Genomic DNA, 24,965 nt, shown 5'->3' with positions numbered 1-24,965 from the left:
ACTTATGTTGTGGGAGGTGACAAAATGGAGAATATTGAGCATTTGTATGAAGAGTATGCTCAAACCGTCTATAAATATTTATTCAGCTTATCGCAAAATGCCGACTTGTCCGAAGAGCTTACACAAGAAACGTTTTACCAAGCGATGAAAACCATTCACCATTTCCGCGGCGAGTGCAAAATCTCTGTTTGGTTATGCCAGATCGCCAAACACCTCTGGTACAACGAAATCAACAAGAAAAACAAAACACGATCGATTTCTATAGATGATCTTGAAATCCCTGTACATACAGGGAAAAACGTAGAAGCCGCTGTCTTGCAAAATGAAGAAAAGCTTGCTTTGTTTCGCATGCTGCATCGATTGGACGAGAAAACGAAAGAAGTGATGTACCTTCGCCTCTCGGGGGATTTGAGCTTTAGCGAAATTGGAGACATTCTGGGACAAAGTGAGACCTGGGCACGCGTTACCTTTTATCGCGGCAAACAAAAAATGATGAAAGGAAGATCAGAATGGAACAGCGATTGAATTGCAAAATTGTGCAGGATTTACTCCCCAACTATATCGAGGGATTAACAAGCAATATAACGAATCAAGCCATACAGGAGCATCTGGCTACGTGTGAGGATTGCAAAAAAGTATTAGAGAGCATGACAAAAGAAACCAAAGAAATCAAGGCAGTCCCCTACAAGCAAATCAACTTCTTGAAAAAGATTAAGCGCAGACAGTGGACGATTGCGATTCGCAGCGTAGTCATTTCCGTCCTGATTTTACTCGGAGTTTATTATTTCTTCGGAAGTCGTGACTTTCCCGTTCCAAGCAATAGTGTGTCGGTCAGCGATGTGTATGAACTGAGCGACGGTACGATTCACTACATCATTTCTGCCAATGTTCAAGCCTATATCAGCACTACTACCTCATACAATGATGGCATCACCGAGATCAACCGAATCTATGAGAATCGACGACTGACTTCCGATGAAGGGAAGAGCTTTGTATCCTTGCCAGATAGATGGACATCCGTGAAGCATTCCAATACGAGTCATGTTACAACGGGAATCTATTACGAAGGTACGGGTAAAAACGACAGGATCATCATTTGGGAAAAGGGCATGAATATTCCAAAGGCAAATGCTGAACAGGAGGCAAAATATAGAGAATATCTGGAGAAGAAAACTAGGTAGGATCAAAGAAAGGCTGTCGAGTGCTCATGCTCGACAGCCTGGACATTTGGCAGGAACGTTTTCAGATTGTATCTGACACAATCACTCCTTCTGAAGGTGCTGTAAACTGTTTGCCATGACCTCTTTGAATATCGGTGAAATAATTGGCCCCCACCATAATGCTACCATCGGGTCAGTCTTTGGCTCATCAACGGATACGTAAATCAGCAGCTTAGGATCATCACTGGGAGCATATCCGATAAAGGTAGCGATATTTTTACCGTCGATGACGTTTCCTTGTGCATCGTACTTTGGTGCTACACCGGAGTTCCCGGCAACGGAATATTCGTCCAACTTAAAAAGTACTCTAAGTGAAGCGAACTTGCTACTTACAGCTGATTCCAAAATCTCCCTAACCTGTTTCGCTGCTTCTTCCGATATGACTTGACGAACCATGTACTGACTTCTCGTATCCGTATCCGCGTTCTTATACAGATGTGGCCTCATCAGCTCACCACCATTAGCAATGACCCCCAGTGCAGCTACCTGCTGTAAGGCGGTTGCCGTAGCCCCTTTTCCCATAGCAGCATTGGCTACCTCGTAGGGCTTTTCCATGGTTGGCAGACTACCCGCCTCTTCTCCCTCAAGCTCGATTCCTGTCTGGTTCCCGAAACCAAACCGCTTCAAGTACTCCTCAAGCACGCCCTTTTGTAAACGTTCATTGCCAAGCTTGGCGAATGCTACGTTAGAGGAACTCAGGACCCCCTCCAGGTAGGTAATCTCCCCCCACCCTATGCCATTATTGGGGTCTTTTATTAGTTTACCTGGAGCAACTTCATAGGTTCCAGAATCATAAATTTCATTGGGATCAAACTTCCCCTCCTGGATCGCTGCCGCCAGAGTCACGATGGGATAAGCCGGAACGGGGTCAGGCACCGCTCTCCCTGCATATTCCTGCTCCTTTGCCATCTTATTAGGCATACGGTTCGCCATGGCCAGAATTTCACCAGTATGTGGATCGGTTACAATTACCGTCATGCTTTCCGGGCTGTAGACTTGATTGGTTTTGTTTAGCGCTTCTTCCACATACGCTTGAATTTGTGGATTAATCGTCGTGACTTTCGCCTTTTGTTCAGCCGTTCCTGCAGCGGTTGTGCCCGGACTCACTGGCTCATTTTTAATTTGTGCACTTTGCACAGATGGGGATTCCATAGAGATCACCACCTGGTAGGCGATCAGGAAAAGAGCAAACGAAGCAGCGATGGCCCCGATTACCTTGCTAACTGTTTTTCGTCTTTTCATACGCATAAGCAGCTCCTTTTCCTCACGAATATGCCCCGCGATCATCTGCTGCTTGTCCTCCTCTATTCGAAGCAATGGAAAGGAATGAAACAGCGCACGAATTTCTTTTTCTTCAGAAGATGGCGTCATGTAGTTTGACCTCCCTGCTGCTTTTGGACATTTGTTTTTGCATTTCCTTGATGCCCCGGTGCAACGTGGTGCTTACCTTCGCTTCGCTCCAGCCCAATATTTCTGCTGTCTCTACGGTAGATACTCCCTCGATCAAACGCAGGATCAGGACTTCTCGGTACGTTCTTTTGAGCTGGTTCATGGCTTGGTAAACCTCTTGCAATTGTTCTTTCAGCACCAAAGCTTTCTCTGGTGTACGCTCTCTGGAAGTAAGGAAGCCCAGGACCGTTTCGGGAAACCAGTCCATCAGCTTTTGCTTCCTCATGTAATCAATTGCTGCATGACGTGCAATCGTCAGCAGCCAGGTCTTCGGCTGTGCTCGGCCTTCGTAGCCTGATAATGCATGCAGCGCTTTTGTAAATACCTCCTGGACCAAATCCTCTACATCTCTTCGTCCGGTAAAATACGCGATATAATTGTAAACATCATTGCCGTATTGCTGAAACCATCGCTCTATTCGATCATCCGACTCCATTCGTACGCTCCTTTTTTTGATCTTGTACCTTATTAGACGCAAAAATGAAATTTGCTTACAGTTTTTGTTCCAAAAAAAGAAAAAGCTGGTCCCAGTTGTGTGTTACTCTCTGGGGCAGCCGTTTTTAGCGCTTCCTATTTACTTCTTTCTCTCAGGCTCTGGCATCTCCTGCACGATACTCCCTGCACAAGAGACGTTTCACTCTTTTCTTTTTTGGCGATCTACGAGTTGGGCGTTCGCTTTCATTTATGTTAGTGATTGATCAATTACTATAGTTTATTTTTTTGCAGCGTCCGAATCGTATCGGTAATACCCTGCTCAAATGATGTCGCCCGTATCGGTCCAACTCGCCTCTCGTATTTTCCTCCGCTCAACACAAGCGGTTCTTCTGTTAAGTAAAGCATTTCCACTATTTCCTTCATCACCGGCACTCCCAAGCCAAGCAAGGATAATCCGCATTTACCAAGTGGAATGACTGGCTTCGTGCTCCCGCTTGCCTGCTGTGCGATACGAACGATTTCCCTGCCTGAAATCAATCCTGCACCGGGAATATTCCAGTTCTCCCCCCAGCCTTCATCACGGGCGGCCAACTGCACGATCATAAATGCGGCGTCTGGCAAAAAAACAAACTCCCGTGGAACACGCATATTACCGATAAACAATGCCATTTTGCCCGCCGCAATCGCCTCCAGCGTAGAGCCGAGATAGGATGCCTCGTTGGCTGTAGGTCCGTAATAGTCTGGCAAGCGAACAATCATTACCTTTGCGTGAATCCATCTTTCGTCAAACAGCATGTTCTCATACGCATGTCTGATTTTTCCCTTTTTGGTATGAGGCTGCTTCGGATGCTCTTCTGTCACGCGATCCATCTTACTTCTACCATACGGATAAATGCCGTCGATCACTACCACCTTCAAACCAAGCTGATCGGCCGCCTCCATCACAGATTCACCTAGGGGGACCAGCTTGTTCACCATCTCGTGGTAAGGTACGTTTGCGCAGTGGAACAGGACATCCACGCCCTCCGCTGCCTTGACGATATCACTCGGTCGGAAAGCGTCGCCTGCTGCAAGCGCCAAATTCTCCGGGTTACCCAAACTCGCTCTGAGCTGCTCCAGCTTCTGAATGGACCTGCCAAATGCAACGGTGCGAATTCCGCGTCTGACCAGCTCTTCCGTGATTGCTGCACCCGTACCGCCGGTTGCTCCTACTACCAATGCTTTTTCCATCTGGACCACCTCATCTTTTTTGTTATTGATTAATCACTAACTTATAAAATGCAGATTAGTAATTGATCAATCACTAACTTGATGAAAATGTACCATGTTGCTAGTGATCAGTCAATCACAACATTTTAAAAATGATTCCCCTCTTAGTTTTCCATCAACTCGGGCATGTTCAGTGCCGCTGAAATGTTACATAGCATTCCCCGTGCCAAAAATAGGAGCGTCCGCTCTTCCGGATTCGAAATTTCAGCTGCACGAAAAGCGTCCAGAACCATGCCTCGCACTTCTCCAAAGCCATGGCGCATCGCTTCCCGGATTGCATCTTCCTGAATAGTCTGAGCCTGCATTTGCAGCAACATTTCATTTTGGTAGGAATTCAAAATATCAGAATAAGCACGAATAAGGTCGGTCTCGAGCTGCTCCGGTGACGCGGACTCCACCACTTTGCGGAAAGACTCGATCACACGCGCCCAGGATACTTCCAATGCCGCCAACAGCAATGCTTCTTTCGTAGAAAAAAAGCGAAAGATATACGGCTGCGATATGTTAGCTCTGGTCGCTACCTGTGCTGTCGTTGCGCGGTAATATCCAATCTCTGCGAACACCTCGATTGCTGCCGAAATAATCTCCGTTTTGCGATTAACTGAGGTCGTCTCGGATTTCGCCATCGTTTTTGCAGCCCCCTTTGCTTGTTAGTGATTCATCAATCATTTATTATATTATATACCAGAAAGCGGTTCAAAACAATTTGACGACGGGACACATTGTAGCTTCAATTAAACCGCCGACAACTGATCCATCGGCGGTTTTGGTATTTGGCTGCTGGTTCTTATTATCTTCTCGTACATAGTTGCCACGCTACAAAGACCTGGCAAGACGAAAGCCAAGATCGTCAATTCGAAATGTAGGGTGACTCCGGCGACGACATGTAGCCCCACAGCCCCGCGCCTCTTCTGCCCAGCTTCCTCCGCGGAACACCCGATAGGAGCCGTATACTTTTTCATCGTATACATCCCAGCACCACTCCCAGGTATTCCCTAGCATGTCATAGAGGCCCCATGCATTCGGCAGCTTTTTCCCTACTTCATGTACTCTGCCCTCTGCGTTATCCTGGAACCAAGCAATCTCAGCAAGCTCGCCATAACGATACCCGGTTGTTCCTGCCTTGCACGCATACTGCCACTCCGCCTCGGTAGGAAGACGATATCCATCCGCGCTCCAGTCACAGACGACACTATCATCGTTATCGCTTATCGTATAGCATTCCTGCAAACCGTCATTGCGGGACAGCAAATTACAAAATGCGATCGCCTCATTCCAAGAAACCTCGACCATCGGAGACTGCGGATGATCATTTGTCCCGATTGCCTTTTCCCCTATGGAGTGATAGAGCTCCTTGGTAACAGGGACGGGCGCAAGCAAAAATGCATTCACAGAAACGCTCCATGTCGTCCTGATCCGATCATCCCGTAGAACAACCTCACCGGCAGGAATGTTCACCATTGGATATTCTATATAGCTACGTCGAGTCTTTGACACCCCAGCTTCCTCCCGTTCTTTCTCCTACTTCGCCGTGCTTAGCTTTTCAATAGCTTGTTGCTCAGTTGGCATGAAAAAGATATCCTTCCCATTGTTTGATTCATAGATGAAGTCTTTTAAGCTTTTACTTGTATACACAGAGAAATCGCCAACGATGGCTAGCTTCACCCGATAGGTGATGAACTTTTGCAGAATCTCTCCTGCAATCCGTGTTTTCAAATCAAAAAAGCCTTCAATCAGGTTCGCTTTGTCAATGACGATCCGCTCACAGTCTACTTCATATTTTACAGTCGCCATAAGGTCCAGTGCCGATTGAACATCCTCAATCACGATCTCGCTGCTATGCACCACTGCTATATTTATCCCGTTTGATTCTACCTTTGTTATTTTCATCATGTCCTCCCTATTTGTCCTCTCGACTTGTCGTAAACCCTTTGACGTAATCCTCGCAAATGTATCGATTGTCTTGTCCATTCATCGGCGGAATGTTCGCCACCCGGAAAAAGCTCAGTCCGATGACCATCGCCAAAAGTCCATAGGCAGCGCTTGGTGAATCCTCTACGGCTAATTCCCCCGTCCTGCTGCCGTAATCAAAAATCTTGGCTATGCCATTCAGATTAGCCAAATAGCTCGTGGATGCGACTTCTTGCAAATTGCGATCCAACGCGGCTTTCGAAAAAAACTGGACAAAGAGTCTTCCTTGATCCTCGCAGGGGATATACATCTTCTCTATTCCATCGAGCGGCGAGACATTTATCTGTTTCTCACGGTCATCTTTGTATGGCGTCAAAATATTGTGCAAGGTAACGTCAAGCATTTCACCCGCTGTCATCGTCGGCTTAATCTCAGATTCAATTTTTCTACCGTAATAGTCCAGAAACGCCTTGTAGGCTTCGATCGTCAAGTTATCCTTATTTTTAAAATAATAGACGACAACACCTTTTGAGCAACCCGCATAATCCGCGACTTTATCCAGTGTCATGCCATCCATTCCGTACATGCTGATGCAGGTTAATGTGGCATTAATCAACTCTGCTCTGCGCATCGGCTCCATTCCCACTTTGGGCATACTTTCACCTTGTTTTCATTTTATTTATACTGAACGGTCAGAATAAATAGAGTGTATCTAACCTAGGCTCGTTTTGTCAAACAGCAAAAAACGCAGCCATTATATAGACTGCGTTACATCGTAGGTAAAGATTCGGCAGAAGTCTGTAGCTTGGCTAGCGGACTATTTGCCTTTATGTCGTATACAAGCTCTTCATCAGCTCGCGATTTTTTTGTCTGAACAGGTCATTGTGAGAGGAAACCATTCCGTACGCGTTTGCATCAGGTGTAACGTATTGCTTCGCTTTGTTCACTGCATTCGCGGCATCCTGGAACGCCCCGGCAATCAGATGCAGCTTCCCTTCATGATGCAAAATATCCCCGGCAGCATAAATGCCCGGCACCGAAGTCTCGCTCATCGAAGATCCGGCAATCCAGTAATCCTTTTGCTCCACCTTCACATCACTGTTTGACAGTAATTCTTTGTCTCGCTCATAGCCGTAGCTGATGATCACTTCATCGACTGCCAGCTCAAACAGGCTTTCGTCTTCCATTCTTTTCAGCAGTACCGTGTCGATGCTTTCATGATTTTCTCCTGCGACCAGCTTTTCAATCGAGGTGTTCAGCAAGCACTCAACAGAGCTGTTTGCCAGGCGTGAAATTTCTGCTTCATGGCCTTTCAATGTATCTTTGCGGTACGTCAAATACACCTGTTTGGCGATCGGTGCCAGCTCATTTGCCCAGTCGATGGCAGAATTCCCGCCTCCTGAGATGAGTACGGTTTTATCTTTAAAGCGAGCAAGTGATTTTACGGTGTAGTGCAAATTCGTAACCTCGAATCGCTCTGCGCCCTCGATATCCAGTTTAATCGGCTTCAGGATTCCTCCACCAATAGCCAAAATTACGGTCTTGGAATAGTGCTTTTGGTTCGAAGCCGTATGTAAAACGAAGCTGCCATCTTCCTCTTTGGCAATAGACGTGACCTTTTCCCCTAGAACAACCTCCGGCTGGAACGTCAGTCCTTGGGCGACGATTTGCTCGATCAGCTGTGCGCCAGGAACAGGCGTCAAGCCACCCACATCCCAGATCATTTTCTCTGGGTATACATGCACCTTGCCACCGAGATACGGTTGGAACTCAATGATTTTCGTTTTCATTTCACGTAATCCGCTATAAAAAGAGGCAAACAATCCGGCTGGACCACCGCCAATAATCGTTACATCAAACAATTCTTTTGCTTGCATGGTTTAATCTCCTCACTTCTTTTGTTGATTTTGATGTCGACACGATGCAAGTGGCCGCCAGTAAAAACTCTGTACGGCCGACTCGCAGTGCTTGTATAGCAAGGCGCTTGCTCCCCCGTTTTTACTGACCCAGATGCTTCTGCACGCTTTCCAAGAACTTGATTCGACTGTACGCCGGACCGCCTTCCATCAGCGGATCAACGACGTTGACAAATACGTGATTTTGTTTGAAGGCATTGAGATTTTGGATAACCGGATTCTTTTTGAGTTCATCGTAGGCCGTTTGCGCCTCCTGCGTTTCACTCGTTGAGTACTGCACAAATAAATAATCCGGATTCATATCTGCCAGCTTCTCGACCGAGATCGCTTCTTGCGTTTTCGCCGCGCTGACCGGCTCTGGAACCTCCAAACCGATCTCGTCGTATAAGACGGGGTTAAAGTAAACATCCCTCGGGTAAACGTATACTTGTGACCCGCGAATTCGAACAGCCACAACGGTTTTGCCTTGAAGCTTTTCTTTTAGAGATTCTTTTACTGCTTTTGTATCTGTTTGATATTGAGAGAGAATCTTTTCTGCATCCGCTTGCTTACCGGACAGTTCAGCCATGAGCTTCAGGTTGGATTCCCAGTCTGTCGCAATGTGTGAAACCAGGATGGTAGGAGCGATCATTTCCATTTTCTCAACCGCTTCTTTTTGAAATTTGGTTGAACCTAAAATAACGTCTGGATTCAGCTCCAAGATTTTCTCAAAGTTTGGCTGGATTTTTTCGCCAATCGATTCCGACTCGCCCGTTACCGGAGCAAACATTTCTGGAAACTTTCCACCAATCGCGATCGCCCCAGTGGGATGAACATCCAGGACTAGCGCGTCTTCCATCGCTTCCATCGCACCCGTGATTACAATTTTTTCTACCTTTTTCGGAACGGTATACGTTTTACCGAGATATTCAATCGTTCTTGTTTCCTTTGTTGCGGTATTATCTGCATTTGCTTGTGTGGCTTGGTCACCCGTGCTAGGGGCTGAACTTGATTCATTCGGTTTTGCTCCACCGCATGCGACCAATACGAGCATGAATAGTGCGACGATACTTACCAGCATAAGCTTTTTAGGCATGCTTCTCTGAACTCCTTTTCGCTGTTCTATCTCCGATTTTCTAGCTCATGATCTCTTTCACTGCGAGTAATTGCCTAGTAAGCCCCTAAATGCTCACGCAAGGTAGCACCCGTATATTCGCTTCTAAACAAGCCTTTTTCCACCAACAACGGCAGCAGCTTCTCATAAAAAATATCCATGGATTTCTCTGAACCGCCCGGAAGTGCGATGAAGCCGTCAATCGCGCCAGCCTCGTATCGCGCAATAATATCGTCTAAGACATCCTCCACCGTCCCTACGGAAACCCAGTGGGCAGATCCGACAACCTCCGGCCTTGCCAGCACCTCTTCCAAGGTTGGCTCATACTTGACAATGTACCGACGCAATAATTCTGCATGGGTGCGGCTGCGGACAGGCAGATTGGGATCGGGCAGCATATCAGCTGTCATTCGCTGATCCAAAGCCAGGCCATGTGCATCAAGGCCAAGAACGGATTTGAGCGATGCAAGCCTGCGCTCCAGACTCAAATGCGCATGTGCGATCTTATGTAATTCAAGCGCTTCCTCGCGAGTCTCGCCCAGGAAAAAATACAAGCCTGGCAAAACCTTGATGCTGTCCGGATTACGCCCTTGCTCCTCGGCTCTTCTCCGCAGGTCGCTTCGCAGCTCTACTCCCGATTCCAGATCTGGCATCGCCGCAAAAATAGCATCTGCTACGGAAGCGGCAAAATTTCGTCCCGTATCCGACGCACCTGCTTGAAAGAAAGGAATGTCACCGGATGGATGGGCAGGCAGGGTTAGCGGTCCACGGATATTGAACAGCTCGCCCGCGTGATTGATCGCAGAAACCTTAGCTCGGTCCACAAAAATGCCTGACTCACGGTCGATAATAATCGCTTCATTCGGAAAGCTGTTCCAGAGCTTTCGTACAACCTCCGTAAATTCCGCAGCCTTTACATATCTTTCTTGCGGAGAAGGCATCGGACCATCACCAAAATTTTCGGCGCCTTCAATCGAGGTTACGATATTCCAGCCAGCACGTCCGTTGCTCAGCCAATGCAAGGATTGAAGCTGTCTGGCAACGACATACGGTGGATTAAACGTCGTAGAAACGGTCGTAACCAGCCCGATGCGCTCGGTCTCACGAGCGATCGCTGCGAACATCAGTGTCGGGTCAGGACTGCCAAAGCTAGCCACATCCCCAATCATTTGCGGACTTACATATAGGTAATCCGCCCTGAAAAGGAAATCGAGCTTTGCCTGCTCCGCCTTTTTTGCCAAAGTGATGTAATAGTCAATCGAACCCATCTTTTCCACATCACTGTCCGGGCGCCGCCAGTCTTCTCCCTTCATCCAGGTGGTTGAAAGCGAAAATCCAATACACAGTTGTCTACTTCCAGCCATACATACCCTACCTCTCCTGCTCCCGGATCGGCACAAGCTTTATCACGGCTCGGCTGAGAATTGCCCTACTTCCCACGACCAGTCAAGCTGGCAAGGGTCGGTCGAGCAAGCCCCAAATTTTTACTTACCTTTCCTTGAGCATACTAGAAATGATTATCATTATCAATAAAAAGTGTAGCAAGGGATGTGCGAAATGGAAATACACAAATCTCGAATGCCATATGCATCATTGTCTAATTTTGCGCTCACTATCACGAATGCTCTTCCTGGTTTGCATATGCGGAGGGAGCTACGCCGACCTTCTTTTTGAATACTCTGCTGAAATAAAGGGCGTTAGCGTACCCTACGCTGACCGCAACATCACTGACAGGATAATTGCCTGTTCTCAGTAATTCCTGCGCTTTTTCCATTCGGTAATGGATGACATAATCAATCGGGCGAAACCCCGTGTATTTGTGAAAGAAATAGGAGAAGCGTTTCGTAGTCATGCCGTACTGTTCGGCTAAATCGTCTAGTGTAAACGGGTGCATATAATGACCGTGAATATAGACAACTGCTTCCTCAATCACCCTTTTACTCGGCGAGTTATCACTCTCCCTGTGACTGCACCCGATCAAAACCTGATGCAGAATGCGGAAAAACAGTTCCTTCACGCGCAGCTTCCCGATCCAGTCCCGGGGATGAGCATTCTGCTGAAGCATCGTCAAAAGTGACAGCAATCTCGGATTCGCTGCTGGCTCCAACTTGAAATGAGCGTCGCATTTACGACCACTCTTTTCATCGACAGACTCGTCCCATTTATAAAAAAGGGCAAAGTATTCGTACTCTGTTGCACTCATTACTTGCGCGTCCATCAACATATTCGGAGCCGCATGAAAAACAGATCCTGGCTGCAGCTCGTAGACGGTTCCATTCACACGCATTCTGGCTTCCCCACGAATGATAAAAAGAAAACCGTACTTTTCTGTCGTAAATTCACGCAATGTACTTTTTGGCTGGATGACCAAACGATATACCTCTTCTATTTCAAAGGAATCGTTCGCGTAATTCTCAGCTAGTTTATTCAAATCGATCATGATCCTGTGCACCTGCTCCCTATCCAAACGTTGTAGCGGACTCTACGCCAAATTAAACCATTGTTGTCACGGTGCATCAAGTTGCTTCACCACTAGCATGAATTCCCTGCACAAATAATTAGGAGAAGTGTATTTATTAAGTATCTGATTCCGAGTATGATAATAGATAAAAAAGAAAGAGGCTATCATATGGATTCATCTCTCTCACCAAGAAATACAACAAAAACCAAAACGATCGTCATTAATGCCCTTTTCATCGCTTTTACCCTTGCAGCGACTATGTTCATCAACATCAGGCTCCCTATCATGGGCAACGGAGGTCTCATCCATCTGGGTAACGTGCCTCTTTTGATTGCAGCCTTTGTTTACGGCAGAAAAACCGGAGCGATTGCAGGCGCTTTTGGGATGGGCTTGTTTGACCTCATCTCGGGTTGGACAGCATGGGCACCGTTTACATTCGTCATTGTGGGTGCTATGGGTTATGTCGCCGGACTCATCGCCGAAAAAGTACCTGGCAAAAGCGTAGTTGTTTATTCATTGGCAGTTGTTGTTGCACTCATCATTAAAATTGTGGGCTATTATTTTGTCGAGGTTATCCTTTATGGCAACTGGATTCAGCCGTTTGGCTCCATCCCTGGGAACTTTCTTCAAGTAGTCGTTGCGGGGATTATTGTGATTCCGCTGGCAGGGCGTTTGAAGAAGATTGTGGGGCAGGTTTAGGGCATTTGTTTTCATCATTTTTATTTTTCGTGCCAAGGAGACTACGAAATAATCTGGACTTATGTTATTCCGTTTCAAACTTCAAAAATGCTCAGAGGATCATATTTTTCCCCTGAGCATTTTTTTCGATTAGAGAATAACGCTCCTGAAATAACGCGTGATGGCTTCACGGGATACTTTTATGCATTATTTTTTAATCGTTCGGCTACTTGCTTGCTAGCGGACTTCTTCTGGGTATGAACAGGCTGAAGAACACTTCTCGTTTAGCGAGCATCCTGCACATTTACCCATTTTGCTTCTTTTGACAAAACGGTAAAGGGTAAAGGCAGCATATCCAAATATGAGTACACCGAGAATGACACTAATGATCATTTCGTAACCCTTCTTCCTGGTTAATGGAATCCCAAAAGGAGACCACCTTGATAAATGAGAATGGAAACAAGATAAGCGATGACAAGAGCATACATGACGGAGAACCATGTCCACTTCAAGGAACCTGTTTCTTTCTGAATAGCTGCCACCGTTGCCAAACATGGAACATACAATAAGATGAAAGCCAAAAAGCTATAGGCTGAAAGTGGTGTGAAAAAGTCAGCCATCACACCTTGCAATGTGGACATGTCTGGAGCAGCGTAAATAATATTCATTGTGGAAACAACGACTTCTTTTGCAAGAAAACCGGTTATCAATGCCACTCCGGCTTGCCAATTGCCGAATCCAATTGGATGCAGAATCGGCGCTATGACTCCACCAATAATTGCCAGAAAACTATCATTCATCGGGACGTTTAATCCACCTGGACCTACATAGGTTAGTAACCAAATAACGACGGATCCCCCGAAAATAAATGTACCTGCTTTGCGAACAAATCCTTTCCCTTTTTCCCATGTGCTTTGCAATAAAATCTTTAGTTGTGGAATTCGGTAAGGGGGTAACTCGATAACAAAAAACGAACTGGATTGCTTTAAAATGGTAGACGAGAAAATTTTCGCTAATGTCATAGCAAGAATAATACCTAATAAATAAAGAGAGAGCACAACCAATGCTTGGTTTTCTTTAAAAAATGCCCCTACAAATAAACTGTACACGGTCAATCGAGCTGAGCAAGACATGAGAGGCGTTAATATAATGGTGAGGAGTCGTTCTTTTGGTTGCTCAATCGTCCTCGCTGCCATAATGCCTGGTACATTGCAGCCAAACCCGATAATCATGGGAATAAAAGCTTTTCCGTTTAGACCGATGCTCTCCATAATTTTATCCATAACCATGGCAACTCGTGCCATATAACCTGAATCCTCGATAAAAGATATCAGAAAGAAAAGCATAAAAATTTGCGGTATGAAAACGATAACTCCTCCAACACCAGCTACAATTCCTTGTAAAATCAGGTCCTCAATAAACTGAGTAGCACCGGCAGCTTTCAGCCAGCTTTCAAGCGTATCGGTAAACGGTCCTGTAATGAAACCATCTAATCCATCAGATAGATATGTCCCCACCCAATCAAACGTTAGTTTAAAGATTAGATAGGTAAATAACAGAAAAATGGGAAGCCCCAGAAACTTATTCGTTACAATACTATCGATTCGATCTGTAAGCGTATATTCATGCTTTCCTGTTATCGTCATACAGCATGCTAATAGTGACTTAATGTAGTTTCCACGAACGCTCCGAATGTGGTGTGCGATCGAATTTGCCTTCGTTTCGGATTGTATTTTTCTTTCTGTTTTCTCAATCCATTCAGCCAATGTAGATTCCAATATATGCTTCAAAAATAATTCGCGTACCAAAGGGTTTCCTTCTAAAACTTGAATGGCTAACCATCTGCCCGGTGGTAAATCTAGATTCTCCGGAAGCAATGAAGCTAAATGTCGGATAGCATTCTCAAGTACATGTCCGTAATCAATAGATAATGCTGTATGTTGACCCCCGGATTGCGATAGTTTTTTGGCTAATTCATCGCAGCCTGCTCCGGATCGAGCAACGATGGGAACAACAGGACAGCCTAGGCGCTCAGATAAAAGTTGGCTGTCGATATGAATCCCTCTTGCTTTCGCGACATCCACCATATTTAACCCTATGGTCAACGGTTTTCCATACTCTAAAAGCTGCACGGTTAAGTACAGGTTCCGTTCCAGTTGGGAAGCATCGACAATATTTAAAATATTTGATACTTGCTCATAGAGAAGGTACTGAGTGGCAACACTCTCATCTTTGGATAAGGGATTTAGGGAGTATACTCCCGGTAAATCAACCAGGTGCTGGCCATTCTCCTTCAGGACGCCAACTTTCTTTTCAACCGTTACTCCTGTCCAGTTACCAACATATTCATAGGACCCCGTTAACCTGTTGAATAATGAAGTTTTGCCTGTATTGGGGTTGCCAGCTAATGCGATAGTGATCATACAATTTCCACCCGCATCATTTTCGCATCGCATCGGCGGATTCCTATTAGTTGACCTTCTGCTTCGATGGCAATCGGCCCGCCTAATGGTAAAATACGCTTAATCTTAATGAGGGTTCCTTCCATAATTCCAAAATCCAACAAACGACGCTGAACAAGTTCACTCATCATGTTCGTATTCGTAATTCGTGCTTTTTGCCCTGCGTGAATATCTGTTAAAATCAATCCGTCCACCTCTATTTACCTGACAATTACTACTCATAAAATTATATGAGAACGAAAATCAATTGTAAATGAATTAATATGATACTCACATCCATGTTGAGACAAGCTGGCGAATAAAAAAACGCTCGGAAATCCGAACGTTTCAGCGTTTATCATATAGTGAAGCATAGCGGAATTGAACACTTTGTACCAACCATTTCCATGTATATTGTATTTTTACAGTAAGTGGGTCCTGGAACGACTACATTCTCACCAGTTCCATAAAAAAAGTAAATTGCCCATTTTGATGGTTCAACCCGATACGCCCCCCATGCAAATCGACAATGTTTTTGGCAATGGACAGTCCCATGCCTGCACCGGGAGACCCGTGCTGGTCGTTTCTGGAGGGATCGGCCTTATAAAATCGCTCGAATAACAGTTTTTCCTGCTCTTCCGATATCGGCTTGCCCCAATTTTCAACCGCAAAGGTAATATGCTGCTCATCCGCTATCAGCCGTACCGTAATTTCACCGGGCTTGATCGAAAACTTGAGTGCGTTTATGAGCAGGTTATCGATAGCACGCACCATTTTTTCCGCATCCACATAACCGTAAATCGGCGTCTGATCCCTTATGGTACGAACCGTAAGCGAATTTTCCTGGGCAATCGGCTCGAATTCATTGATGATCTGCTCCACTAAAGCGTTCCAATCCAATTTCGTAAAAGTAAGATTCACCGACCCGCTTGTTAATCGCGTGTATTCAAACAAGTCGTCGATCAGCTTCTTCAGCTGTTGCGATTTGTTGTAGGCGTTGTTAATATAGCGCTTATGCTCTTCGATATCCTCGTAATTGTCATTCTTCAACAAGTTCAAATAACCAATGATGCTGGTTAAGGGCGTGCGCAGATCATGAGAAACATTCGTAATCAGTTCCATTTTCGAATTTTCGATTCTGCGTTCCCGATTTATTTTTTCCTGTAATTGCTCCGCCATATAGTTGATGCTCTTCGCGACTTCTCCAAGCTCATCCTCGTTGGACACCGGCAGCCGATAATCCAGATTCCCGCCCGCTATGGTTAATAGCCCTTCGGCAAGCGTCCGTAAATAACGAACGATATGTCGTGTCAGTAGGAAAAAGAAGAATAAAAACATGATGATCATAAAAATCAAGTCGCCAACCGTCCCCAAAAACCCAGGATCGAGGGAAAAATACGCGAGAATCCAGCTTAAAGCGGCCATATAGAAAAAGCTTAAAAGAGCGGCCCAAAACATGCGGACGCGGATATTCTTTCTCCCTGTTAGGGTAGAGAGGAACCTTTTAAACGACTGCTTATTCAACTTTATACCCCACTCCCCATACCGTTTTGATATACCTGGGCTCTCGCGGGTTGTCCTCAATTTTTTCGCGTATATTGCGGATATGAACCATGATGGTGTTGTCGGATAAATATTTGTCCTCTTTCCACACGCTTTGGTAGATCTTTTCCACATGAAACACCTGTCCGCGATGGCTAGCCAACAGCTCCAGAATCGAAAACTCAAGTGGAGTGAGCGATACTTCCTTCTTGTTCACCGTCACAACATGGCGCCGTTTATCGATGATCAGGTCGTTGATTTCAATGATCCCACTGTCGGTCGCAGACTTCCCGTAGCTTTCTTCGGCCAGCTTCTGCCTGCGTAACTGCGCCTTCACCCGGGCGATCAGCTCCAACGGATTGAACGGCTTGGAAACATAATCGTCAGCTCCCGTCGTCAGCCCGGTTATTTTATCGATATCCTCACCTTTGGCGGAAAGCATAATGATCGGAATGTTTGACGTTTCGCGGATTTTAAAACATGCTTTAATCCCATCGAGATTCGGCATCATCACATCCAGGATAATCAGATCGATTCCTTCGCGGTTCAAAATTTGCAAGGCCTGCAAGCCGTCCTCCGCCTCAAAAATATGAAATCCTTCATTTCGCAAAAAAATATGCACCACATCGCGAATTTCCGGATCATCATCAACGACAAGCACTTTGTGAGTCAAGCTCGATCACTCCCTTGCAAGGTTTGCTTCGGCTAGCACCGAAGGCATGATGCGACACTTATTTGGAAAAGAATGACTTCTCCCTACTGCAAAGCTACCACAAATATTGAAGAGTGTCTCTGCTTGCTTCGCCGTTAGCGTTTGCGACAGACGTATACAAATGCTGGTGGAATATTCAATGGTACGTAATGAATTTCCTCAATCTCGAACAGGCCGCTTAGCTGTTTTTTCATCTGCTGCGAATATTGAAAGGCGATGAATAAGCCGCCTGGCGCAAGTGAAGTCACAATTTGCTCCATTAGGCGGTCACGCAATTGCTGTGGAAAGTTGAAAAACGGCAGACCGCTCAAAATACAATCCAGATGAGCAATTTTTTCGTTATGAAGTGCCTCCTGAAGCTCGCACGCATCTGGGTAGCAGGCATAGGCGGAGAATCTTTTCGCTAAATTGTTGCGCAACAACGTATCTTTTTCAAAAAGCAGCACCTTCGCCTTTTCCGTGTTGGCAGCTGCGATATGTTTGGTAATGGCACCCGTGCCCGCCCCTAGCTCTGCAATATGTGCAACCCGTTTCCACTTTACAGGCTCGAGCATTTTTTTGGCCAAAAAGATCGAGCTCGGCGTCAGGCTGCCTATTTGTTTGGGTGCACGTGAAAATTTGTATAGAAACAACAGCTTTTCTTGGATATTTTCTAGCATAAGCTTCCCTCCCGCAGATCGGTATCCTTATGCTAAGAAATATTTCTTCGGAACGAGCAAAGGAAATTCTAAAGGATTTCTGAAGATGAGCGGATGTGTAAGATTCGATCTTTCTGTAACAAAAAAACGGCATCTCTGCCGTTTTTGACGTTGCTTGCTATCCATAAGCATTTCACAATAATGAAAGTTTAAGTGCGGCGCATATATGCACGTACAGTGAGCGGTGCGAAGATAGCTACGATGACTGCAGCGCTAACAAGGGAGATGATAAACTCGAAGCCTATCATGCCGCTATTCGTCAATTCACGGACAGCGCTGACCAAATGGGAAATCGGGTTGAGGTTTACAAACCACTGGAGCCAATTTGGCATGGTTTCCACAGGTACGAACGCGTTGGAAAGAAAGGTCAGCGGAAACAGCACGATCATGGAGATCCCTTGTACGCTTGAGGCCGTACGGGCAATGACTCCGAAAAAGGCAAAAATCCAGCTAACTGCCCATGAGCAGGCAATGACAAGCAGTGCAGCGATAGCGACAAATCCAAGTCCCCCAGCAGGATGATAGCCCATGATATAGCCCATCACAAAGGTGAGCACGGTAGCGATGGTATAGCGCACTGTGTCTGCGAGAAGGGCTCCGGCTAATGGCGCGATACGGGCGATCGGCAACGATTTGAACCGGTCGAATACGCCTTTATCCATGTCCTCGCGAAGCTGGACACCCGTGACGATGGAAGTGCCGATGACAGTCTGTACCAGGATACCTGGAATAATGATTGGCAAGTAGCTTTCTACGTTTCCTGAAATAGCGCCGCCAAATATATACGTGAACATCAATGTAAATAAAATAGGCTGAAGCGTGACGTCAAACAATTGCTCGGGAGTGCGCCGAATCTTCAGCAGTCCCCGGTAGGCCATCGTCAGCGAGTTGCGGATCGCTTGCCCGAGACCTGAATGATTTTTTAATGGACGGTTCATCTCTCGTCCCAAGGATGTGCTTTTCATACACTAACTTCCTCCATTCTGTCCGGCTGTTCGGAAGATTGCGGCACATTCTCGGTTGCATCGTGCCCGGTGATTGTTAAGAATACCTCATCTAATGTTGGCTTCTGTACACTGATTTCGGCCAAATGAATTCCCCGGGTGCGAAGCGCGATTAGCAAATCCGTTACCTGATCGGCGTCCGCCATTGGCGCTGTGATCTTGCCAGCTTCTGCTGTTATGCTGGAACGAACATCCAGCACCTGCTCCACAATTTCCCTGGCATTTGTGACGTCTCCCTCATGCTGAACGCGCAAATGCAGCGCCGATGTCCCAACGGATGCTTTCAGTTCATCCACGGTACCCTCTGCCACGACATGCCCACGATCAATCACCGCAATCCGGTCGGCTAGTTGGTCTGCCTCATCGAGGTATTGCGTGGTGAGCAGCACAGTCGACCCTGTATCCACCAAACGCCGGATCGTATCCCACATCTGCGAGCGTGTTCTCGGGTCCAGACCGGTCGTCGGTTCGTCCAGGAAAATGAGTGGGGGCTGTGCGATGAGACTGGCTGCCAAATCCAAACGGCGGCGCATGCCTCCAGAAAAATGCTTCAACGGACGCTTCGCGGCTTCGGTCAAACCGAATTCCTCCAATAGCTCCGCTGCCTTACGCCGTGCCTCGGAACGACTTAGTCCAAGTAGCCGGGAGAAAATAATCAGGTTCTCAGTGGCGCTCAGCGATTCATCTACTGAGGCATATTGTCCCGTCACTCCAATCAGCTGCCGTACGATATGCGACTCTTTTGCCACATCATGCCCGAAAATGCGTGCTTCCCCGGCATCCGGTCGGAGCAAAGTCGCTAACATGCGAATTGTCGTGGTTTTCCCCGCTCCGTTGGGACCAAGCACACCGTAAATCGACCCGGCACGCACGTTCAAATCCACACCGTCTACAGCACGATTGCTCCCGAATGTTTTTACAAGCCCACGGGCTTCTACTGCCCATTCATTGCTATGCCCATTGTTCATTCTCGCCTCTCCTTACTCACTGTTTATTTGATATGGATACAATAACTTGCGGATTTAAACTGAATGTAAACTGGCTGACATTTTTTCATTTTAGGGCTTTTTGGTTGGTTCTAACACCTACATGAGATGGGGGTGGGGATCGGTCTGGAGACGGAAGGAGTGACGAGCGGTATTGTTCCATTTATTCTTTTTATGTACAACAAAAAAACGGCATCTTCTGCCGTTTCGTACATTTCATATAGTGGTTGATTGATTTTACACGAAATGCTTGAAGTTCCAAGCTTGCCAGTTTGACAATCTGAACATCCTACTTCTTTCATCGGAGTGAAAGTTAACTGCTTATGGTTCCCTCAATGATTAAGGACAAAATGAACAACATTCGAATCGCCTGCTCTCATTCCACCTTCTACAACCAGTTTTATTCTCATATTGAATGTATAGCTTTCGTTTATGAAAATTTGGAAGGTAGTAGATTCCTCGTTTAATGATGAAGGATAAGTAACCCATCTTGTCCCTCCATTTTCCGTACACTCTACTTTTACACTAGTTGCACCTACAGGTTTACTAAAAGTGAAATTCAAAACATCTCTATCTCTAACAAAAACAAGATCATGTATGGGTCCGCTATTCTCGTCTTTTCCCTCTGCGAGCCCACACCGTACTGGCACCTTTCAGCGCATACGGCGTTCCATCAACGGATAAACTGGTTAAAATTTACAACGGGCATTTTTATCGTACAACGACTACAGCTTAATTGACAGAATTTGTTTCCGACAAAATACGCCAGCCGAGTTGTGAATGGTTACCACCCCCGCTTTCTGATGGTGATGGCGGAAAAAAGTCCCCTGCACCTTTCATTGCACACGCCGTTCAAGTAGTCTACCCACTAATGGGATTCAGACCAATTCTCTATCAACAGTATATTTGTCCAATCTTTCATCTCCACTTCAGAATATGTTATTCCAATGGAGGTGATTTTAAGTTGAGTAAAGACAAATTGAAAGATAAACATCACGATAGTTCTTCAAAGGAAGCTATCTCTAATGAAAAGCATAAGCAGGCTTACGCTGATATGAACGATTTAAATGATGCGGCAAGCGCGTTTTTTCGCATCCCTGTTTTTTTTAGCCACCAAAACCTGTTTACTCTCGGACCATCGCAACCCCCATTATCTCAGGAGCAGCTATTTATCATTCGGTTGTTTAAGGAAATTCAGAAGGTGCTTCTTTTTCCAAGGACGATACCGAATACTGACCAATACCCGAATACTACCCTGGAAAATATCCGCACGATGATCAACTCAAGTTACGGTACGATAGCAGCATTATTGAAGCCAACAAGGGCAACAGGTCAAGGAGAGCCCTATTCACCCTTCTTGCAGATTGAGCCTTCCATGTCACTACAATATGGACTCCCTTTGATTCTTGTTAAGCAAGATACCATTTCAGCAGGAGGGATTTGGGGTGATGCGGGGCCGCTTGCTCCCTACACGCCACTGACTTGGCACTCTTCTACTGGGGTAACCGTGAATGAGTTTTTTGAAAGTGTCCAGTGGAAGGAAGCATTGCAGAACTGGGCAGGGCAAGTAAGAAGTGGTTACTTTATTCAAACAGGCCCTGAATATAAATATAGTTGCAATGACTAAACGTAATGCTTTAAAGGGGGACTACAACTAGCAGTTAGTCCCCTACTTTTTGGCGACATCAGTAATCCATTCAGCTAAGTTGTTTATTTGTCCTTGCACGGTAATCGTGTCCCGATACCATGACTAATTTTCATCCACAGATATACTTCCCATTCCGGATGGCAGACAATTTGCCCCAAATCGGAAGCCCGCAGATCATATATGGAGAGACCGGCATAATCCCTCTGCTAGATTCATCCCATCTCTTACCGGATGCTATCCCTATGCGTTCTACGGTACCGTCTCGCAATGCCTGCTGCCACATCCGTTTGAAAAGCTTCACTGCCCCAAATGTAATAAAAATGGAGAAGCCTCCCCTGAATAAGTAAGCGTAAGACCATGCATCGCCCTTGTGCAGGCGATATACAGCAAGCTTCGGTCCATGTCTGTTTTATAATTCTCCGCATCAACAAAAGGCACGATGACTTGATCAAATTCAAGACCTTTTGCCAAATGTGACGAGGTGACAATAATCCCTTCATGGAACTTATCGCTCCCAAAATCCAATAAATAGGCTGATTTGCTGCTATTAGCATCCATAATCTCTTGATACAGTTTTTGCGCCTGACTTTGTGTTTTGCAGACGATGCCTAAAGAACGCTGCTCTGATCCTTGGAAATCTTCGATGATTCTCTTAATCTGTGTAATCTCGTCGTTCGAGTTATTCGCCTGTTTGATCTCGGGGCAAGGACCATGGCGCTCAATCGGGATAATCCGGCTGTTCTGGTTTATCTGCTGGGCAAATCTAATAATTTCGATTGTCGACCGATAGCTCTTTAACAATTCAACGGTATCCGCTTCTGGAAAAATCATTTTGATCTCTTGTATCGAAGAGGACGAGTAAGGATTCACAGATTGATTGCTATCCCCCAGAATTGTCTTCTTGCATTTGAATAGACGGGACAAAACAGCGTATTGCACGGGCGTGTAGTCCTGCATCTCATCCACCAATAGATGCTTCACCGATTCGAAACCCTTTGTTCCTTCTATGTGGATTTTTAAATAAACCAAGGGAAATACATCAGAATATTCCAATATCTTAGCTCGTTTAAACTTGAATAGCTCCGGCCTTCCCACATATTCATAGAAATCTTTATAAATCACAAGCAAATTCAGAGATGCAAACATTCTTTTGATTGCTGCCTTGAGTTTTTTAGCGGTTGGAGTTGCTAATTTTTCTCCGTTGTTATCTCTCGTGTTTGCCATAAGGACAGACACCGTTTTCTCCAATCGCTGCTTGATTGGCAAATTCCCCGCACTTCGATAAGCGCTTATGATGTCCTCTTTTGCAATTTGAACGTCACTCCATGCTACATCGACGGGAATAAAGTAAGATTCTCTCCTATCAGCAAGAAATCGATCCAAAAGTTCTACCATTTCTATGCCGGATTTAAATTGGATACGCTCAATTAGCGACTGGTCATCCGAAACCGCAAGCTCCGACACCTGCTCGCCAAAGGTTTGAAATTTGCATATACCCTCTAGTTCTCTAGCCGCGATCTCCTCGATGCCAAGCTCCATCATTTTTTCTTCACCTAGTTCCGGCAAGATATTGGAAATATAGTCGGAAAACACTTTATTCGGAGAGAGAATCCATATATTTTGAGAGGTTACTGTCCCTTTATTTCTATACAATAAAAAGGCAACCCGGTGAAGTGCGACAGAGGTTTTACCCGATCCAGCAACACCTTGAATGATCAGTTCATGGGAATGCTCATTGCGTATGATCGTATTTTGTTCCTTTTGAATGGTGGCAACAATATTTTTCATTTTCTCATTCGAGGTTTGACTGAGCTCCTTTTGCAGAACGTCGTCGTTGATGTTCATGGAGCTCTCAATTGACATTCACATGGATATATACAATAAAAATTGAAAAAGCCCTCCCCGGATACGGCTCCAAAGGTAACCGCCAGCAAACCACGCAAACCAAACATAGAACCCAAGCTAAGAGATTTTGAAGGTGAAAAAAGCCGGTAATTCCTATGATAAGGAAATAACCGGCTTGCTGTTGGGACTCAGGTATTTATGGTTCTTTTCCTTAACAAAAGTATTGTATCAATTAACAATCCAAACAAGAAAAAAATAACCATGTGTAGCAAATATCCAGTAGGAAGAATGACACTATCAGCATCTGGACTTACTTTAATTATCCAACTACGGAATGGTTCAACATAACTGATGTAATCGAAGAGTGGATTCGTTACAAATAACAAAATATGCTTGGCATCGTTTCCGAAATAATCGAAACAGCATATTAAAAAACTAAGAAAAACAAGCCAAAAACTAAATCTCTTAAATAAAGTCATTTTGTTCACTCTCCCATATTTCGAGTGGTTCATTCGTATTATACAGGAAGAATATTGAAAATGGTGTCTATTTATGGTAAAAATAGTATATTGTTAAAAAATGGGGGTATTTGGAATGATTTACAAAAGTTTTTCCAGAATACTCTTTCTCTTCTTGATGATCTTTGCTTTATGTACCCCAGTAAGTTTTGCTGCTGATTTTACTACACTAGAAGTAGACCCAGGGGTCACGTATCCTGGCACAAGTGTAAAAGTAAAAATAGGAGATATGCTGGTAACTAATCAGACCTCTTCAGCTGGATTGACTGGACATGCAGCCATCGTAACGGATAATTATACCGTTGTGCATATAGGAGGATATGGTGAGAATCCCAAAGATATATCTATTTCAAAATTTTTCAAAAGGTATAAATCAAATATTAAGGTTGTCCGTTATAGCAGTAGTAAAGCAGCTAAAAAAGCTGGCGCGTGGGCAACTGAGTTTGCAGAAGAATACTCAGATGCAACATACGGTCTAACTAATAAATTGAGTGGTGCCTCGCCTACATACTGCTCCAAAATAGTTTGGCAAGCTTATTACTATGGAGCGGATGTCAATTTTAATGACCGGAGGCCAAATAGTGTTCAAATGTTTATGCCCTATGATATTTTAGATTTAGACGATACTAGCGTAGTAGCTAAGATTGGTAGTTGGTAATAGGGACAATTAGGTAATAATGTGTAACCTGAGACGGGGATTCTATTAGAGAGTCCCGTTTTCTTTTTCCTTTTTTCTTTTGATCCTGTCACTCGGATCTAGGTTCAATTCATTACAGATAGCTTCAATGGTTTTCAAAGCCAATCGTTCTGTTTTATTGTTGCATATTTGGTAAAGCGTACCCACCATAATTTTTGTTGCAAGTGCAAATTGGCGCTCTGATAATCCCCGTTCAGCAAGTATTTCCCGAAAATTTTAAAAAAAGGTGTAAAATAATCCGTCCCCAACAGACCTAATTGGTCATATCCTCTGGTTGGCTGCCATCCCTAAAATGACGAAAACCCCTGATTTCTCAAGGGTTTTAATGTCTATCATATGGTGGAGCATAGCGGGATCGAATCGCTGACCTCTACACTGCCAGTGTAGCGCTTTCCCATCGTGGCTGCCCAACTCACGATTACTTAAAATTCCATCACGAAAC

At 45.2% G+C, this 24,965-nt stretch carries 26 protein-coding genes; 5 read left to right on the top strand and 21 right to left on the bottom strand.

Annotated features, from left to right (window positions below; translation table 11 throughout):
• The first annotated feature begins 24 nt into the window (after window positions 1-24).
• The gene (locus ADS79_RS05490; RefSeq protein WP_049737409.1) at window positions 25-525 is read left to right on the top strand and encodes an RNA polymerase sigma factor; all 501 of its coding nucleotides are present in this window, start codon (window positions 25-27) and stop codon (window positions 523-525) included.
• The gene (locus tag ADS79_RS05485) at window positions 510-1,181 is read left to right on the top strand and encodes a zf-HC2 domain-containing protein (protein WP_049737408.1); all 672 of its coding nucleotides are present in this window, start codon (window positions 510-512) and stop codon (window positions 1,179-1,181) included. The genes ADS79_RS05490 and ADS79_RS05485 overlap by 16 nt, the downstream gene beginning before the upstream one ends.
• Window positions 1,182-1,262: 81 nt before the next feature.
• On the opposite strand, the gene ADS79_RS05480 is transcribed toward ADS79_RS05485, so the two are convergent.
• The 11 genes from ADS79_RS05480 to ADS79_RS05430 form a co-directional block, all read right to left on the bottom strand.
• Window positions 1,263-2,591, bottom strand: coding sequence for a peptidoglycan D,D-transpeptidase FtsI family protein (locus ADS79_RS05480; protein ID WP_049737407.1), 1,329 nt, complete (start codon window positions 2,589-2,591; stop codon window positions 1,263-1,265).
• Complete coding sequence (locus ADS79_RS05475; RefSeq protein WP_049737406.1) at window positions 2,575-3,105, bottom strand: RNA polymerase sigma factor; 531 nt, start codon at window positions 3,103-3,105, stop codon at window positions 2,575-2,577. The genes ADS79_RS05480 and ADS79_RS05475 overlap by 17 nt, the downstream gene beginning before the upstream one ends.
• Window positions 3,106-3,374: 269 nt before the next feature.
• Window positions 3,375-4,334 carry an SDR family NAD(P)-dependent oxidoreductase gene (locus ADS79_RS05470; protein WP_049737405.1) on the bottom strand — a complete coding sequence of 320 codons (960 nt, stop codon included), beginning with the start codon at window positions 4,332-4,334 and terminating at the stop codon, window positions 3,375-3,377.
• 143 nt (window positions 4,335-4,477) lie between these two features.
• Window positions 4,478-4,999, bottom strand: a complete 522-nt coding sequence (locus tag ADS79_RS05465; protein ID WP_049737404.1) for a TetR/AcrR family transcriptional regulator — start codon at window positions 4,997-4,999, stop codon at window positions 4,478-4,480.
• A 190-nt stretch (window positions 5,000-5,189) separates the two neighbouring features.
• Window positions 5,190-5,834: a formylglycine-generating enzyme family protein gene (locus ADS79_RS05460; protein ID WP_084765742.1), complete on the bottom strand. Its 645-nt coding sequence runs from the start codon at window positions 5,832-5,834 to the stop codon at window positions 5,190-5,192.
• 60 nt (window positions 5,835-5,894) lie between these two features.
• Window positions 5,895-6,263, bottom strand: coding sequence for a DUF4180 domain-containing protein (locus tag ADS79_RS05455; RefSeq protein WP_049737402.1), 369 nt, complete (start codon window positions 6,261-6,263; stop codon window positions 5,895-5,897).
• A 10-nt stretch (window positions 6,264-6,273) separates the two neighbouring features.
• The gene (locus ADS79_RS05450) at window positions 6,274-6,939 is read right to left on the bottom strand and encodes a TetR/AcrR family transcriptional regulator (RefSeq protein ID WP_049737401.1); all 666 of its coding nucleotides are present in this window, start codon (window positions 6,937-6,939) and stop codon (window positions 6,274-6,276) included.
• A gap of 172 nt (window positions 6,940-7,111) precedes the next feature.
• Window positions 7,112-8,161 carry an NAD(P)/FAD-dependent oxidoreductase gene (locus tag ADS79_RS05445; protein WP_049737400.1) on the bottom strand — a complete coding sequence of 350 codons (1,050 nt, stop codon included), beginning with the start codon at window positions 8,159-8,161 and terminating at the stop codon, window positions 7,112-7,114.
• Window positions 8,162-8,282: 121 nt separating this feature from the next.
• Window positions 8,283-9,275 (bottom strand): ABC transporter substrate-binding protein, encoded by a 993-nt coding sequence (locus ADS79_RS05440; RefSeq protein WP_049737399.1) that lies wholly within the window; start codon window positions 9,273-9,275, stop codon window positions 8,283-8,285.
• Between the two features lie 74 nt (window positions 9,276-9,349).
• Entirely contained in the window at window positions 9,350-10,657 is a 1,308-nt protein-coding gene (locus tag ADS79_RS05435; protein WP_049737398.1) for an NtaA/DmoA family FMN-dependent monooxygenase, read from the bottom strand.
• Between the two features lie 251 nt (window positions 10,658-10,908).
• Window positions 10,909-11,733 (bottom strand): AraC family transcriptional regulator, encoded by an 825-nt coding sequence (locus ADS79_RS05430; protein WP_049737397.1) that lies wholly within the window; start codon window positions 11,731-11,733, stop codon window positions 10,909-10,911.
• Between the two features lie 189 nt (window positions 11,734-11,922).
• On the opposite strand from ADS79_RS05430, the gene ADS79_RS05425 reads away from it, so the two are divergent.
• Entirely contained in the window at window positions 11,923-12,453 is a 531-nt protein-coding gene (locus tag ADS79_RS05425; RefSeq protein ID WP_049737396.1) for an ECF transporter S component, read from the top strand.
• 216 nt (window positions 12,454-12,669) lie between these two features.
• Here ADS79_RS05425 and ADS79_RS34125 read toward each other — a convergent pair whose 3' ends face one another.
• The 8 genes from ADS79_RS34125 to ADS79_RS05390 all read right to left on the bottom strand — a co-directional run bounded on the left by ADS79_RS34125 (window position 12,670) and on the right by ADS79_RS05390 (window position 19,797).
• Entirely contained in the window at window positions 12,670-12,825 is a 156-nt protein-coding gene (locus ADS79_RS34125) for a FeoB-associated Cys-rich membrane protein (protein WP_084765638.1), read from the bottom strand.
• 20 nt (window positions 12,826-12,845) lie between these two features.
• Window positions 12,846-14,855: a ferrous iron transport protein B gene (gene feoB / locus ADS79_RS05420; protein ID WP_049737395.1), complete on the bottom strand. Its 2,010-nt coding sequence runs from the start codon at window positions 14,853-14,855 to the stop codon at window positions 12,846-12,848.
• Window positions 14,852-15,079, bottom strand: a complete 228-nt coding sequence (locus ADS79_RS05415; RefSeq protein WP_049737394.1) for a FeoA family protein — start codon at window positions 15,077-15,079, stop codon at window positions 14,852-14,854. The genes feoB and ADS79_RS05415 overlap by 4 nt, the downstream gene beginning before the upstream one ends.
• 241 nt (window positions 15,080-15,320) lie before the next feature.
• Complete coding sequence (locus ADS79_RS05410; protein WP_236699891.1) at window positions 15,321-16,397, bottom strand: sensor histidine kinase; 1,077 nt, start codon at window positions 16,395-16,397, stop codon at window positions 15,321-15,323.
• Window positions 16,390-17,088: a response regulator transcription factor gene (locus ADS79_RS05405; RefSeq protein ID WP_049737392.1), complete on the bottom strand. Its 699-nt coding sequence runs from the start codon at window positions 17,086-17,088 to the stop codon at window positions 16,390-16,392. The genes ADS79_RS05410 and ADS79_RS05405 overlap by 8 nt, the downstream gene beginning before the upstream one ends.
• Before the next feature lie 134 nt (window positions 17,089-17,222).
• Window positions 17,223-17,786 carry a class I SAM-dependent methyltransferase gene (locus tag ADS79_RS05400; RefSeq protein WP_049737391.1) on the bottom strand — a complete coding sequence of 188 codons (564 nt, stop codon included), beginning with the start codon at window positions 17,784-17,786 and terminating at the stop codon, window positions 17,223-17,225.
• Between the two features lie 188 nt (window positions 17,787-17,974).
• Window positions 17,975-18,763: an ABC transporter permease gene (locus ADS79_RS05395; RefSeq protein ID WP_236699926.1), complete on the bottom strand. Its 789-nt coding sequence runs from the start codon at window positions 18,761-18,763 to the stop codon at window positions 17,975-17,977.
• Window positions 18,764-18,786: 23 nt separating this feature from the next.
• Window positions 18,787-19,797, bottom strand: a complete 1,011-nt coding sequence (locus tag ADS79_RS05390) for an ATP-binding cassette domain-containing protein (protein WP_049737389.1) — start codon at window positions 19,795-19,797, stop codon at window positions 18,787-18,789.
• 982 nt (window positions 19,798-20,779) lie between these two features.
• On the opposite strand from ADS79_RS05390, the gene ADS79_RS05385 reads away from it, so the two are divergent.
• Window positions 20,780-21,442 (top strand): hypothetical protein, encoded by a 663-nt coding sequence (locus ADS79_RS05385; RefSeq protein ID WP_049737388.1) that lies wholly within the window; start codon window positions 20,780-20,782, stop codon window positions 21,440-21,442.
• A gap of 318 nt (window positions 21,443-21,760) precedes the next feature.
• Here ADS79_RS05385 and ADS79_RS05375 read toward each other — a convergent pair whose 3' ends face one another.
• Complete coding sequence (locus tag ADS79_RS05375) at window positions 21,761-23,251, bottom strand: HelD family protein (RefSeq protein ID WP_236699890.1); 1,491 nt, start codon at window positions 23,249-23,251, stop codon at window positions 21,761-21,763.
• A 651-nt stretch (window positions 23,252-23,902) separates the two neighbouring features.
• Here ADS79_RS05375 and ADS79_RS05365 point away from each other — a divergent pair.
• Window positions 23,903-24,484, top strand: a complete 582-nt coding sequence (locus ADS79_RS05365; RefSeq protein ID WP_049737384.1) for a YiiX/YebB-like N1pC/P60 family cysteine hydrolase — start codon at window positions 23,903-23,905, stop codon at window positions 24,482-24,484.
• A gap of 45 nt (window positions 24,485-24,529) precedes the next feature.
• Here the strand turns inward: ADS79_RS05365 and ADS79_RS36585 are convergent, their stop codons facing one another.
• A complete protein-coding gene (locus ADS79_RS36585) occupies window positions 24,530-24,727 on the bottom strand; it encodes a helix-turn-helix domain-containing protein (RefSeq protein WP_084765634.1) in 198 nt (65 codons plus the stop codon).
• Between the last annotated feature and the right edge of the window lie 238 nt (window positions 24,728-24,965).

It is taken from the genome of Brevibacillus reuszeri (genome assembly GCF_001187725.1).
In the GTDB taxonomy this organism is placed as follows: domain Bacteria; phylum Bacillota; class Bacilli; order Brevibacillales; family Brevibacillaceae; genus Brevibacillus; species Brevibacillus reuszeri.
The sequence above is the reverse complement of the archived record's forward strand: the minus strand, read 5'-3'. Positions and strand labels throughout refer to the sequence as shown.